Source organism: Leptodesmis sp., from assembly GCF_052746595.1.
In genome coordinates this window covers 1-12,596 of sequence record NZ_JBRAGO010000031.1, presented here as the reverse complement: position 1 = coordinate 12,596, position 12,596 = coordinate 1, and the positions used below count along the sequence as shown (strand labels likewise).

General features: G+C 49.6%; 16 protein-coding genes. 12 read left to right on the top strand and 4 right to left on the bottom strand.

Annotation, left to right across the window (positions count from 1 at the left end; genetic code table 11):
* Window position 1 precedes the first annotated feature (1 nt).
* Complete coding sequence (locus ACUVQO_RS08985) at window positions 2-511, bottom strand: pentapeptide repeat-containing protein (protein WP_233745432.1); 510 nt, start codon at window positions 509-511, stop codon at window positions 2-4.
* Window positions 512-803: 292 nt separating this feature from the next.
* Between ACUVQO_RS08985 and apcD the strand changes: the two genes are divergently transcribed.
* Window positions 804-1,289, top strand: a complete 486-nt coding sequence (gene apcD / locus ACUVQO_RS08980; RefSeq protein ID WP_428362784.1) for an allophycocyanin subunit alpha-B — start codon at window positions 804-806, stop codon at window positions 1,287-1,289.
* Window positions 1,290-1,508: 219 nt separating this feature from the next.
* The gene (locus ACUVQO_RS08975) at window positions 1,509-1,982 is read left to right on the top strand and encodes a DUF924 family protein (RefSeq protein ID WP_445925549.1); all 474 of its coding nucleotides are present in this window, start codon (window positions 1,509-1,511) and stop codon (window positions 1,980-1,982) included.
* A 94-nt stretch (window positions 1,983-2,076) separates the two neighbouring features.
* Here the strand turns inward: ACUVQO_RS08975 and ACUVQO_RS08970 are convergent, their stop codons facing one another.
* The gene (locus ACUVQO_RS08970) at window positions 2,077-2,808 is read right to left on the bottom strand and encodes a DUF429 domain-containing protein (RefSeq protein ID WP_445925548.1); all 732 of its coding nucleotides are present in this window, start codon (window positions 2,806-2,808) and stop codon (window positions 2,077-2,079) included.
* 243 nt (window positions 2,809-3,051) lie between these two features.
* Here ACUVQO_RS08970 and ACUVQO_RS08965 point away from each other — a divergent pair, with 243 nt between their 5' ends.
* The 5 genes from ACUVQO_RS08965 to ACUVQO_RS08945 all read left to right on the top strand — a co-directional run bounded on the left by ACUVQO_RS08965 (window position 3,052) and on the right by ACUVQO_RS08945 (window position 6,491).
* Window positions 3,052-3,765: a glycosyltransferase family 25 protein gene (locus ACUVQO_RS08965; protein WP_445925547.1), complete on the top strand. Its 714-nt coding sequence runs from the start codon at window positions 3,052-3,054 to the stop codon at window positions 3,763-3,765.
* A gap of 323 nt (window positions 3,766-4,088) precedes the next feature.
* The gene (locus ACUVQO_RS08960) at window positions 4,089-4,307 is read left to right on the top strand and encodes an NAD(P)H-quinone oxidoreductase subunit O (protein WP_445925546.1); all 219 of its coding nucleotides are present in this window, start codon (window positions 4,089-4,091) and stop codon (window positions 4,305-4,307) included.
* Window positions 4,308-4,433: 126 nt separating this feature from the next.
* Window positions 4,434-5,417 carry a malate dehydrogenase gene (gene mdh / locus ACUVQO_RS08955; RefSeq protein ID WP_445925545.1) on the top strand — a complete coding sequence of 328 codons (984 nt, stop codon included), beginning with the start codon at window positions 4,434-4,436 and terminating at the stop codon, window positions 5,415-5,417.
* Window positions 5,418-5,484: 67 nt separating this feature from the next.
* Window positions 5,485-6,060 (top strand): DUF981 family protein, encoded by a 576-nt coding sequence (locus ACUVQO_RS08950; protein ID WP_445925544.1) that lies wholly within the window; start codon window positions 5,485-5,487, stop codon window positions 6,058-6,060.
* Window positions 6,061-6,122: 62 nt separating this feature from the next.
* Window positions 6,123-6,491 carry a Lin0512 family protein gene (locus ACUVQO_RS08945; RefSeq protein WP_445925543.1) on the top strand — a complete coding sequence of 123 codons (369 nt, stop codon included), beginning with the start codon at window positions 6,123-6,125 and terminating at the stop codon, window positions 6,489-6,491.
* Window positions 6,492-6,682: 191 nt separating this feature from the next.
* Here the strand turns inward: ACUVQO_RS08945 and ilvD are convergent, their stop codons facing one another.
* Entirely contained in the window at window positions 6,683-8,371 is a 1,689-nt protein-coding gene (gene ilvD / locus ACUVQO_RS08940; RefSeq protein WP_445925542.1) for a dihydroxy-acid dehydratase, read from the bottom strand.
* Window positions 8,372-8,571: 200 nt separating this feature from the next.
* Between ilvD and ACUVQO_RS08935 the strand changes: the two genes are divergently transcribed.
* Window positions 8,572-8,856, top strand: a complete 285-nt coding sequence (locus tag ACUVQO_RS08935; RefSeq protein WP_445925541.1) for a hypothetical protein — start codon at window positions 8,572-8,574, stop codon at window positions 8,854-8,856.
* 32 nt (window positions 8,857-8,888) lie between these two features.
* Here the strand turns inward: ACUVQO_RS08935 and ACUVQO_RS08930 are convergent, their stop codons facing one another.
* The gene (locus ACUVQO_RS08930) at window positions 8,889-9,188 is read right to left on the bottom strand and encodes a DUF6439 family protein (protein WP_445925540.1); all 300 of its coding nucleotides are present in this window, start codon (window positions 9,186-9,188) and stop codon (window positions 8,889-8,891) included.
* 48 nt (window positions 9,189-9,236) lie between these two features.
* Between ACUVQO_RS08930 and ACUVQO_RS08925 the strand changes: the two genes are divergently transcribed.
* The 4 genes from ACUVQO_RS08925 to ACUVQO_RS08910 all read left to right on the top strand — a co-directional run.
* Window positions 9,237-9,647 (top strand): hypothetical protein, encoded by a 411-nt coding sequence (locus ACUVQO_RS08925; protein WP_445925539.1) that lies wholly within the window; start codon window positions 9,237-9,239, stop codon window positions 9,645-9,647.
* Window positions 9,648-9,767: 120 nt separating this feature from the next.
* Complete coding sequence (locus ACUVQO_RS08920; protein WP_445925538.1) at window positions 9,768-10,454, top strand: hypothetical protein; 687 nt, start codon at window positions 9,768-9,770, stop codon at window positions 10,452-10,454.
* Window positions 10,455-11,251: 797 nt separating this feature from the next.
* Window positions 11,252-11,716: a hypothetical protein gene (locus ACUVQO_RS08915; protein ID WP_445925537.1), complete on the top strand. Its 465-nt coding sequence runs from the start codon at window positions 11,252-11,254 to the stop codon at window positions 11,714-11,716.
* 639 nt (window positions 11,717-12,355) lie between these two features.
* The coding region (locus tag ACUVQO_RS08910; protein WP_445925536.1) for a hypothetical protein at window positions 12,356-12,596 on the top strand (241 nt) is incomplete at its 3' end.

The window sequence follows — 12,596 nt, the reverse complement described above, 5'->3', positions numbered from 1 at the left end:
ATCAGTAGTGAACCGTGCCGTCTGGAAGGGTTGTTCCGCGCAAATCGGCTCCTTCTAAATTGGCTTTAATTAACACTGCACGATAGAGATTGGCTTGATTAAAATTGGCTCCATGTAAATTAGCGGCGTGCAAATTGGTATCCAGCAAATTGGCTTTAATTAATCCAGCCCAACTGAGATTGGCAGAATCGAGATCCGCTCCCCGCAGATTGGCATGGTCTAAATTGGCGACCTGCAAGTTGGCATGGCTTAAATTGGCGTAACTGACATCCGCTCGACTCAGATTCGCGACATGCAGATTGGCCCGCTTCAGATTGGCTCCTCGCAAATTGGCCTTCCGTAAGTAGGCACTATCCAGGTTAGCGTTCGAGAGGTCGGCTTCTGAGAGGTTGGCATAGCTGAGATCAGCACCGCTCAAATCAATCTGGATGCGGCTATTCTCAGCCCGCCAGCGGTTCCACTGCTCCACCCCTGATTCCAACAACCGTGCTAGGTGCTCCGCATTCGCCAAGGAGTCCTTCCTCCTGAAATCCTATTTCCCCTATTCTCCTCACTCGATCCACTTAACGGGAGCAACGTTAAAAAATAGAAACTTAAGTGAAGACGTTCCGCCAGAACATCTCTACGAGATGTCGCCTTTTGCCTTCTAGAAAATCTTTACAAAACCTTTCGTTCTCTCATCCAGCGGGCGCGGTACGCTCTTGGGGGACGGCAAAACTTGTCGGAAAACGATTTCATCCCTTTATCAGGGTCCCCAAGACTCGATAAACTATCAACTGATACCCTGAAATACCTCGATAACTATGAGCGTAGTTAGCCAAGTCATTCTTCAAGCCGACGATGAGCTTCGCTATCCCACCCATGGCGAACTCCAAGCTATGAAAGAGTTCTTTAGTACGGGCGAACAGCGGACTCGCATTGCCGAAACGCTGTCTGCAAATGAGAAAAAAATTGTTCAGGAAGCCAGCAAACAACTGTGGAGAAAGCGTCCTGATTTTATCGCTCCCGGTGGCAATGCCTATGGCGACAAGCAACGGGCCTTATGCCTGCGGGATTATGGCTGGTATTTGCGCCTGGTTACCTATGGAGTGTTAGCCGGAGACAAAGAGCCGATCGAATCCATCGGTGTGATTGGGGCTAGAGAAATGTATAACGCCCTGGGTGTTCCCATGCCGGGAATGGTAGAAGCGATTCGTTGCCTCAAGGAAGCCTCTATTAGCCTGCTGAGTGAGGAAGATGCCAATGAAGCCGCTCCCTACTTTGATTTCCTGATTCAGGGGATGTCCTGATGTAAGTCAGTGGATCCAATTCAGTTTCTGGTTCAGGATTGTCATTGGTCATTAGTCCTCTGTGATTGGCTATCTGCAGAGAACGAAGGACATTTTTATCCAATATTGTTGGCGGCTGTATAGCTGCAAAGTTCCCACAGTTAACGGGAATGGCTGGTATTCAAACACTGGCATTTCGGTTCGCTGTGGGAATTGTTATATCAACTCCCTTTGCTGCTCATGGCCCAGATTGACGAGATCCTCAATTTTTGGTTTACAGAACCGGACGGGACGGCGGGTAAGAACCGTAAGGTCTGGTTCACGAAAGATCCTGAGTTTGATGCGATCGTGCGCGATCGCTTCCTGGCCGATGATCAAGCAGCGGCAACCGGAGCACTGGATTCCTGGCAGGAGTCCGCAACTGGATGTCTGGCCCTGATTCTGCTACTAGATCAGTTTCCCCGCAATATGTTTCGTGGCCAACCAGAATCCTTTGCTACGGATGAAAAAGCTCTGGCGGTGGCGCAAGGGGCGATCGCTCAAGTATCCCTACGCCATCAAGCACATGGAAGTGATTCAGCGCTTCGGACGGTTGCCCCATCGCAATGTAATTTTAGGTCGAGAGAATATGTTAGAGGAAACAGAATTCTTGAAGCAACCGGGATCCTCTTTCTGAAGAGTTTTGGATTTTGGATTGGCGATTTTGGATTCTGAATAGTCCTTGGTTCTTGGTTCTTTGTGAACAGCCGCCGATCAATGGAACTCTTGCCTAGTGAGCAATAACCAATGACCAAGACAGGCTCTCCTCTCAAATCGGATTTGGGACAACAATGTATCCTGCTGCCCGATCGCCCAGAACCTGATTGCGCTCTACGCCCCAGTACCACCAGTGAGCCGCAACGTAGGCACAGATGATGCTGTCTAGCTGGTCCTCTACAGCTTTGACATCGGCTCCTCGTTGGGGAATGTCGGGGATTGGGATGGTTGCCCGACCCACATCTAGGGCAGGTTCCTGAATGGGCAGCCGTTCGTGAATATATTGGCGTAAGCGGGATAGTTCCGATCGCCGCTCTGCTAATACACCTTTCTTGTATTTCAAAATCCGTTCCAGGTTGAACAGGTGAACGATCGCGGGATGGGGAAAGACTTCAATTTGGAAGCGTTGGGATTGTTTGGGGACGATCGTGGGAGCGTGATCAAATCCTCGTGCTGCCAGACTCAAACCAAAAGCCACCGTGCGCTGGGCAAAGGGAGAATTTAAGTTGGCGGGATAACAGCCTGCATGGTATTTACCAAAGTGCTTATGAGCCAGACGATCGGGCGATCGCATCCCCGTTGCATTGGGAATTAGCGTCGGCGCATCCACAGCAATCCCTCCTGGTTCCCCGGCTGGCAACCAGCGATCGACCCAATTCAGCAGGTCTTCTGTCGCCTCCAACCGTTGTAAATCCAATAGCTCTAACTGATTTCCTTGCCATCCTAAACAGCACAACCCACTGGCTCCCGAAACCCACCCTAAATCAACGCCCAAAAACCTCATAGGTACCTGATCCCGGTTCAATTCAAACTCATTTCAGACAAGAGCCAGGATTAAGCATTGTACTGTAAAGCTTTGTATAGTGTCGGCTATTATTTATGTAAGCTGTAAAGCTTGTTATAATTTCGGTGATTACTTACGTAAATTTCCTAATCCTTTGGCAAGAGAGAGCGAGAATAAGTGCTGGGTTACGCTGGTGCCACAACTTAATTGTTCTTAAGAAGTTCTTAAAAAAATAAGATTTCCATGAACATCCTGGACTTTTTTGAACGGGCCTACATAATTAACCTACCGGAGCGCAGCGATCGGCGGCAGGCAATTACCCAAAACCTGAAAACGGTTAGAATGCCCCTAACACCAGGCAAGTTGGAAATTTTTCCTGCCATTCGACCGACTGAAGCAAACGGATTTCCTGGAATCGGGGCGCGGGGTTGTTTTATGAGCCATTTACAGATTCTGAAGATGGCTCGCCAGGAAGGACTGTCAAACGTCCTGATCATGGAGGATGATCTGCTGATCAAAAAGCAACTACAAGCCGATCAAAACAGCCTGATCGAGCAACTGCGACAGGCAGATTGGGGATTTGCGTATTTTGGCCATAACAAAAATATTCCATCCACTTCATCAACCGCGCAATTCTTACCCTTTTCCGAAGAGATTCTTACCGCTCACTTTTATGGAGTCAATGGAAAATTTTTCGATCGGCTAATTCATTTTCTCGAAATGTTGCAGCACCGTCCTCCCGGTCATCCGGAAGGCGGCCCGATGCATCTTGATGGAGCCTACAACGCCTTCCGTGCCCAAAATCCAGATATAGTAGCTCTAATAAGCATTCCTAACCTGGGAATTCAGCGCAGTTCTCGCAGTGACATCAGCCCTGCGTGGTTTGACGTTGTGCCCGTGGTTAGCCAACTGGTGAATTTAGCCAGAATAGCCCGATCGGCTGTAAAAGCTTATTAACACAACTAATTCGAGTATCCGGCGGTTAAACCGCGACTACATTCACCAAGTTTGCCAACGCAGACTCAATACAATCAAGATTTTCAGTAACCTGCGGCGGCAGGTTTTCCCCGTATAGCCACAACTTCAGTCGCCAGGGTGACAAAGAGACTTTTAAAGCATCTTCTTGGGGTGAAGCGTTAGGAGATACTGGCAGTTGCGATAGTGGTTAATGCTTATGAAGTGGCTCCAAAACATCTATCGTTATAGTCTGCCTGAGGTAGTTTTCTCGCTCCCATCAGGGCTTAAAATTCTGTAAAGACGTGAATCAGATTGAGATCCCTATGCCCATCAAACGCGGTGATTTTGTCCGAGCAGTGAGAGAGAAACTGGAGGGAAGCCTGGAAGCGCGAGCCAGTGATCCTCGCTTTCCACCTTACATTTTTGATAGTAAGGGTGAGGTCGTAGACTTGAGTGGAGATTATGCCCTAGTAAAATTTGGCATTACTCCCACTCCTAACATCTGGCTCAGGACAGAGCAACTGGAAGCATTTCAAGAATAGGCGCATTTCGAAAGATTACCAAAATCTGCATTTTGCCTTTCCCCCTGGTTTTCTGACCGATAATAAAGGCACCAGAAGTGGCTGTGCCCAACATTTTTAATCAGCCGTTACCGATGGTGCCTTTTTATGGTTTTACGTCCTTCTAAAATCGTTTGTGATACTGCTCAAGTGGCAGTGGTTGGTGCAGGAAATGTCGGAGCTACCCTGGCTCAGCGGCTAGCAGAAAAAAATATTGCGGATGTTGTGCTGCTGGATGTGGTAAAGGGGCGGCCTCAGGGGGTAGCTCTGGATTTGATGGAAGCGCGAGGAGTTGAACGGCACGATCGCATCATTAGAGGAACCAATGATTATGCCGATCTCGTGGGTTCAAATGTCGTTGTGATCACTGCCGGATTGCCTCGAAAACCAGGCATGAGCCGGGATGATTTGCTGCTCACCAACGGCAAAATCATTCTGGATGTGACCCAAAAGGTGATGGCTTATGCGCCGAATGCCATCCTGATTGTGGTTACGAACCCTCTGGATGTGATGACCTATGTCGCCTGGAAAGTCAGCGGTCTGCCTACCTATCAGGTCATGGGGATGGCCGGAGTACTTGATTCTGCCCGATTCCAGACCTTTATTGCCATGGAGTTAGGCGTATCCATTACAGATATTAATGCCACCGTGCTGGGCAGCCACGGGGATTTAATGGTGCCCCTGCCCCGCTACTCTACAGTCAATGGCATTCCCATCGATCGCTTTTTGAGTCCGGAGGCGATCGACCGAATTGTCACCCGTACTCGTAACGGTGGGGCCGAAATTGTTGAGCTGTTGCGAACTGGAGGAGCTTACTACGCCCCAGCTTCTGCCGTGTGTGTGATGGTAGAGTCGATTCTCTACAACCAACCACGCATTTTGCCGATCGCCGCCTATCTGCAAGGACAATATCAACTAGATGACATTTTCATTGGTGTTCCCTGTCGCCTGGGATGCAAGGGGGTAGAAAGCATTCTGGAACTGGATTTAACAGAACAGGAACTGGCTGATCTGCACACCTCTGCCAATTCTGTCCGTCAAAATACCGATCGCCTGAGAGTCCTGCTTGGTGAAATGGGCTTAAGCTTTTAGAGGCTGGTTGGGGTTCAGCCCCTACCCAGCCGGTTTATCCACCATCCACCATTCACCCCCATTCCCCATGTTCATCGACTACATCACCCTGATGCTCATCAACATGGTCGCAGGCCTGGTTCTGCTGGCCTATTTTGTCTATGCCGGACTCGATGACCCCAAGCCGTCTCGCTGGGTGCCGGGTTCTGGCATCACAGGTGCGATCGCTCTTGCAACTGGACTGCACATGATCTTTACCTGGCCTGTTCCCGGTAGTTTCAATATCGCATTTGGCGAAACCAGTGTTTTGTTTGGGATTTTGTTTGTCGGTACATCAATCAGCCTGGCGCAGGGCTGGGAATTATTCACCCTGGCGATTTATGCCTTCTTTACAGGTTGGACGGCGATCGTGATCGGTCTGCGTCTGATGAACTTGGGACTGACCAAACAACCCTTAATTACGGGGATCGGCTTTATCCTGACGGGATTGGGCGGCGTGTGTACCTTTCCCACCCTCTGGCCACTGCAGCGTAACCGCACCTGGCGCATTGTGGGTACCATTGTACTCCTGGTAGCTGCTCTGATTTGGGCACAGACAGGATATATGGCCTACTGGAGTCATTTAGAAGGCTTCCAGAACTGGGCACCAGGAGAAGGCAAGTAGGAATTGAAAATTCAAAATTAAGCGTTTCAATCCTGGCCTGAATGGGAGAAGGAGGGAAAGTGATGGGTCTGAAGCGATTCATTATTGAAATGGGCATGGGGATTGACCAGCATGGGCAAGAACCGACGATCGCGGCGGCACGGGCCGTGAGAAATGCGATCGCTCACAATGCGCTGCCAGGAATTTGGGAAGTGGCAGGGTTGGAGGATCCTAATGACATGATTGTGGAAGTGCAGGTAGCAGTGCCCTACCCGGAGCAGGTAAGAGAAGCAGAAGTGTTAGCCGTTCTGCCCTTTGGTCGCAAAAGCCTGAAAGTAGAAACCGGGGGGATGATTGTTCAGGGACGAGCGATCGCATCTTTGAATGACAAAAACGATGAAATGCTAATCGCGGTCGCTGCCGTCACTGTACTAGTGGAAAAACCAGCATAGAAATGGCATCAGGCAAAGAGGTTTATTGTCTAAGCCCGCAATGACGCAGCCAGATCTGGCTAATGGCTGGATTTGCATGTTGAACTTCCCATGAACTGCATTCAAATTCGTAATCGCCTTGGAGAAACCAGGTTGCTTATGATTTAGCAGAGGTTGCCGTGCTTTAAGGACAGCAACCCGGTTCCCTATCCTTAAAGCTGGAGGTTTAAATCCGTCACGGCTCCCAGACTGCTGCTGGAAACGAGGCTGGCGTATTTGGCTAGTACACCAGAGGTATAGCGAGGCTGTGGGGGTTGCCATGCGGCGCGACGACGTTCCAGTTCTTCCGGCGTAACGTTGAGTTGCAACAGGCGGGCGTGGGCATCGATGGTGATGGAGTCTCCTTCCTGAACCAGGGCAATCGTGCCACCGACATACGCTTCTGGAGCCACATGACCAACCACCATGCCGTAGGTACCGCCAGAGAAACGGCCATCGGTAATCAGGCCCACGGAATCTCCCAATCCCGCTCCGATAATGGCCGAAGTGGGAGCCAGCATTTCCCGCATTCCTGGCCCACCTTTTGGCCCTTCATACCGGATCACAATCACATCGCCCGGATTAATTTTGCCAGCCAGGATCGCGTCCAGACACTCCTCTTCCGACTCAAATACACGGGCAGGGCCAGTAATTTCCGGGTTTTTAACGCCTGTAATCTTGGCAACCGCCCCTTCTGAGGCGAGATTTCCTTTCAGGATTGCCAGGTGGCCACTGGTGTACATGGGATTGTTCCAGGAACGAATTACATCCTGGTCGGAACGGGGTTCATCTGGCACATCCTTCAACCGCTCCGCGATCGTCTCTCCGGTAATGGTGATGCAGTCGCCATGAATTAAGCCGTGATTTAGCAACATCTTCATCACCTGGGGAATGCCGCCTGCCTGATGCAAATCGGTAGCAACATACCTACCGGAAGGTTTGAGATCACACAGGACGGGCACCCGTTCCCGAATCGTCTCAAAGTCGTCCAGGGTAAGGGGCACTCCTGCTGAGTGAGCGATCGCCAGGAAGTGCAGGACAGCATTGGTAGAGCCACCGACTGCCATGATCACCGCGATCGCATTTTCGATCGACTTGCGAGTAATAATGTCGCGAGGCCGCAAGTTTTTCCGAATCGCTTCCACCAACACCTTTCCGGCCAGGGCGGTGTTCTCTGCCTTTTCGGGATCTTCAGCGGCCATTGTGGAGGAATACATCAAACTCATGCCCATGGCTTCAAACGCCGAGGACATGGTGTTGGCTGTATACATTCCACCACAGGATCCAGCTCCTGGACAGGCATTTCGTTCCACAGACATGAGGCGCACTTCATCAATCCGTCCGGCACTGTACTGACCCACAGCTTCAAAGGCACTGACGATCGTCAAATCTTCCCCTTCCAGATGCCCCGGTTTAATAGTTCCACCATAGACAAAAATGGCGGGAATATTCATGCGGGCCATTGCAATCATGGCTCCCGGCATATTTTTGTCACAGCCACCGATCGCCAGCACCCCATCCATACTTTGGGCATTGCAGGCTGTCTCGATCGAATCGGCAATCACATCCCGCGATACCAGGGAGTATTTCATCCCTTCCGTGCCCATGGAAATTCCATCGCTGACGGTAATCGTGCCAAAAATCTGGGGCATTCCGCCTGCTGCCCGTATCCCATCCTCAGCCTGAGCCGCCAGGGCAGCAATCCCCATATTGCAGGGTGTAATTGTGCTGTAAGCACTGGCAACTCCAATGATCGGTTTTGTGAAGTCCTCATCTCCAAACCCAACCGCCCGCAACATGGCACGGTTGGGCGATCGCTGCACACCCTGAGTAATAACCTGGCTTCTCCAATTCTCTGACATAGTTCTCTAGTCCATTCAATTTCTGCATTAAAGTCAGTCGTCCTGGTCGTTGGGAAGGCTCGGAGCAAGGACTGACTCCTGCCTAATTCTCGCAGAACTTTTGCAGGAACCGGATTTTTTCTGGAAAGTCTAAAGGGAAAGTGGAGATATACTAAGGAACCATTGCGCTCCTCAATGGCCACTGTAAAGAGAGGATGAGAATGTCACGTAGACACCCCAATTCAGCCAACTCCCCCCACTGTGCCCGTCGCATGCATTGGCGGAAGCCAACCAGTAAAGAACTAGATCTGCTACTTCTGGCGGGTTGCTCCTGTTTAATGACCGTGTTGTATCATCCCGTGGCCAGTGCTCTACAAACTCCCAGTAGCATGAACGGAGTGAGTACAGCCATTACCACTACCACTCAACATTCCTGCAACCCCATGAATGCCTTCCATCTGGTGCCCCTGCCTAAGCAAGACGAGATTCAGGAAGAAGAAAATTAGAGGCAGAAGATCACTGGACTATTCGTCCTCTGTCATTTTCCATGGGTTGGGCAAGGAGAAGCCGTGATCGATCGATCCAGCCAGCCGATCGCCTGTTGCAGTCTGGGCAAGGCTGCATCGGGTTGATCTTTCAGGAGCAGTACCAGTGCAGCGGCCACCTGCTCGCTGGCTCTGGCCTTGCGATTGGCCTTGAGCCGATGCCAGTCCTTATCTGTGATCGCTAATTTTTCCATCAACGCCTGCGCCAGTTCCTCGGTACTGGCCTGTCGCAGGGCTAGAAGATGGAACTTACCTGCATCTGGGGTAGAGGTGGGAGAAGAAACGTTCAGCATAGTAATGGGCAGTATCCTTAATGAGGTGCTGATATTTCTCAATGTACTATGTCTCCACCGAATACCAATGGACAACAGTCTGAAGAGTTGGAGTTTGAGCAATCGCTGGCTGAAGTTGAGCGATCGCTGCAGGCATTAAAAGACCGTCACGCTCAGATTCAGCACGACCAGCAGCGACAAACCGAACTGCAAGGGCGTCAGGAGCAGGTAAAGCGTCAACTCCGCCATGCGCCAACTCCTGCTTTGAAAACTGAATTACAGCAAATTCAAGACCAACTGGATGAATTAGAAGTAGCCCTAGAAAGCCGCCTGTTCTCCCTCAGCACCCTCAAAGAACCCTTCTGGCAAATCGTCCGCTTTGGGGGATTGGGTTTGATTCTGGGCTGGAGTCTCGCCTTTGCTGTTCTCCAAAGTCCGCAACCAAAACCGCAACCAACGGCTACGGTGCAATCGAGATAAGGATGAGTCCTTGGTCATTTGTCCCTTGAGCAATGACCGATGACATTTACTGGAACTTTTATTTTAGTGATCTTGTCCAACTTATTATCTTCACCTCTACAGGTTTCCGGAGATGGACTTATGGCTTACCTCACTCGATCGCGGGCAGGCGTTGTCCTGCTGATGGCTTTAGGTTTTGGTTCAACTGCAATCGCTCCCTTGATGCTCTCGGCCCCAGTAACAGCAATAGTGCCCTACTCGGTGGCTCAACTGTTTCCGTCTCAGCCCAATTATGCTAACAATGTCATGATTCCGGCGGGAACGCGGCTGCCGGTTCGTTACGATGCAGCGGAAAAAATTGTGGTGGCTCCAACCGAGACGGTGCCTCTGACTTTAACTTTGGCCAGAAACATTCGCTCGTCGAACGGTCAATTACTAATTCCGGCTGGCAGTCAAATTAACGGACAGTTGCGCCCTGTTGGCGATGGCTCACAATTTGTTGCTGATACGCTAATTTTGCGGAATGGTTCTCGTTTGAGATTGAATGCAGTTTCCGACGTGGTGACTCGTACTCAGGAAGTGCAACCTGGTGTAAATGGGGATGCGTTGATTAAGGGATCGGCGATCGGAGCAGGAGCTGCAACGATTTTATCCGGTGTGCTGGGCAGCCGTCGGATTACGATCGGCAAAATTCTGGCAGGTGCTGGAGCAGGTGCTCTGGGAGGACTAATTTTTGGTAGGAATAAAGCTGAAGTGATTGTAATTAAACCCAACTCTGATCTCACCCTAACCCTAAATTCTCCCCTGGCATTAAGCTATCAGTACTAAGAATCTTAGATTTAAGAATTCCTGATTCTCCCGTAGGACGTGTTAGCGCAGCGTAACACCTGATCTTTCAAGTTTGGCTGTATTACATAGTCGCTGCAATGATTACACATACTCAGTTAAGCTTTAATGCTTGATGCGTTACGGCTAACGCTTAACACAGCCTACAAGATTTCATATTTAGCCTATCAGTACTAGATCTCACACTTACATCAGGGTAAATGATCGGTATGATTTCTTACCCTGGAGGTACAGTAATCAGGAGATCACTGAATCATGGCTCAACAACAGCAAAATCAACAACAGCTTAATCAGAAGAAAGTTGCAATTCTGGTCGCTGATGGATTCGAATAAGTTGATAAACTGAACTGACTGGCTTTAAACAAGCTTTGGAAGCGGCCGGTGCTCAGACTCACATTGTCTCTCCCAATCAAGACATAATTCAGGGTTGGAATCTCTGCAGGGCTGCAAGTTACATCCTGGCCTTTTTTGCAAACCAATCTGAAAAATGCCAGAGCCAATTGGGTGGACCAGAAGGTTGTCTACTGTTCTCTAGTGATCATCCCAATCAAAAGCCCCTGAGAGTCTGTCCGTGTTTCGACCTCAGGGGCTTTTGTGTTTTGATATTCACTCCTCACACTTTTCATCATCGTCCTGGTTTCAGGGTTTGCCTATTCGCCTTGGGACAGATCTATAAGTGGCTGGTGGATTTTGGATTGAAGATTGGGAACCCGGTGTGGGTCGATCGCGGAGATGCTACAACTATGGAGTCGGTGTATTTTTCCGGTTGATAGAGTGAGATGAATAAACCACTGGATGAAGCGCGATCGCAGGAATTAGCCCAGCACGTTAAAAGCAAAACCAAGGCCACTTTTGACAATGCCTATCGAGGAGCCTTAGCGACTAAAACAGCAACGTATGTTCAGGGCTTTTTAGTGATTCCAGGGAGACGAAAACCTCTAGAACACGCCTGGTTGGAACTGGACGATTGCTTGATTGATCCCTCCCTGCCCTACTTAAATCGAGGCAGTCAGGATTTGTATTATTTCCCGGCACAGCGATTGAGCGTGAAACAACTAAAAGCTGCCGTCGAAGAAGCCAAGGAAGACTATCCCGAAGATCCTTCCTTACCCATTTATGGCACCGCACCCTATGCATACTACGGAGATCTGATGCTAGGTGGAGAAGAATATCAAGCGGCCTATCAAGCGGCTGAAGGGAAATGTCGGGAGTTGAAACAACAAGAAATCGCTGAAAACAATTGACACCCCGGAGTTACAGAAGAATATCTCAAAATCGGCCTCCCTTTCTGGCCATTTCATAATTGGCAGAAGAGCTCTGAATTACACTGCCGATGTAAATCCACAACTTCAACCAATTCTTCAAAGGAAGCCTGAAAGGGTGTTTTAAAAGTATCTGGCGGTTAAAACCGCGACTACACTCACCCAGTCTGCCGACGCAGACTCAATACAATCCAGGTTTTCAGTAACCTGCGTCGGCAGGTTTTCTCGGTATAGCCATGACTTCAGTCACCAGGGTGAAAAAGAGGCTGGCCCTTAAAAAAATCCTCTGAAGCAGGATCGTTGATAGAAGCGACAAGAGATAGGAACTCTTACATTTAGGCTCAATTGTCAGCAGCAGGTCTTTTCTAATTTGCAAGAAGGTTACAGTTTACAGTTCTTCATAAAGCATTAAAAGCCAAAGGTTTTACTCAAGTGCATAGAGCTTAGTCTATGCAAGGATTTCAGTAGTTTAAAGATTCCGTAAAGACACAGAGAGAGGCATTTCTCCAGCCAGGAAGTTTGTAGTTTTATGAAAAAGTCACCCGGATTGCTTAAAAACTTGATGAAGCTTCCAGGAATTGTACGGATTCGTTGTTCTCACGCAATCATCAGGAGCCTTCCATGAAATTCAGTCCGCTTTCTGTCGTCCTCGGTTTAACGACCGCAACCGTAGTTTCTACGGTGATCATGCCTGCGCCAGCAAAGGCTGCAACCTTTCAACTGGCCTCAGGAGTTACCAGTGTGTTTCTTGACTTGCCAACCCTGGAGAGTGTCGGGCTGACCTTAACGGGAACCAATGATACCGTTCCTCCGGTATCCAGCGCTTATCTGGTTGGGTTTCCCATTACTCCAGCTACGGATT

Bases quoted from the DNA above. Each gene is read 5' to 3' on its own strand.
- apcD (WP_428362784.1), top strand. From the start codon at position 804: ATGAGCGTAGTTAGCCAAGTCATTCTTCAAGCCGACGATGAGCTTCGC.
- ACUVQO_RS08975 (WP_445925549.1), top strand. From the start codon at position 1,509: ATGGCCCAGATTGACGAGATCCTCAATTTTTGGTTTACAGAACCGGAC.
- ACUVQO_RS08970 (WP_445925548.1), bottom strand. From the start codon at position 2,808: ATGAGGTTTTTGGGCGTTGATTTAGGGTGGGTTTCGGGAGCCAGTGGG.
- ACUVQO_RS08965 (WP_445925547.1), top strand. From the start codon at position 3,052: ATGAACATCCTGGACTTTTTTGAACGGGCCTACATAATTAACCTACCG.
- ACUVQO_RS08960 (WP_445925546.1), top strand. From the start codon at position 4,089: ATGCCCATCAAACGCGGTGATTTTGTCCGAGCAGTGAGAGAGAAACTG.
- mdh (WP_445925545.1), top strand. From the start codon at position 4,434: ATGGTTTTACGTCCTTCTAAAATCGTTTGTGATACTGCTCAAGTGGCA.
- ACUVQO_RS08950 (WP_445925544.1), top strand. From the start codon at position 5,485: ATGTTCATCGACTACATCACCCTGATGCTCATCAACATGGTCGCAGGC.
- ACUVQO_RS08945 (WP_445925543.1), top strand. From the start codon at position 6,123: ATGGGTCTGAAGCGATTCATTATTGAAATGGGCATGGGGATTGACCAG.
- ilvD (WP_445925542.1), bottom strand. From the start codon at position 8,371: ATGTCAGAGAATTGGAGAAGCCAGGTTATTACTCAGGGTGTGCAGCGA.
- ACUVQO_RS08935 (WP_445925541.1), top strand. From the start codon at position 8,572: ATGTCACGTAGACACCCCAATTCAGCCAACTCCCCCCACTGTGCCCGT.
- ACUVQO_RS08930 (WP_445925540.1), bottom strand. From the start codon at position 9,188: ATGCTGAACGTTTCTTCTCCCACCTCTACCCCAGATGCAGGTAAGTTC.
- ACUVQO_RS08925 (WP_445925539.1), top strand. From the start codon at position 9,237: ATGTCTCCACCGAATACCAATGGACAACAGTCTGAAGAGTTGGAGTTT.
- ACUVQO_RS08920 (WP_445925538.1), top strand. From the start codon at position 9,768: ATGGCTTACCTCACTCGATCGCGGGCAGGCGTTGTCCTGCTGATGGCT.
- ACUVQO_RS08915 (WP_445925537.1), top strand. From the start codon at position 11,252: ATGAATAAACCACTGGATGAAGCGCGATCGCAGGAATTAGCCCAGCAC.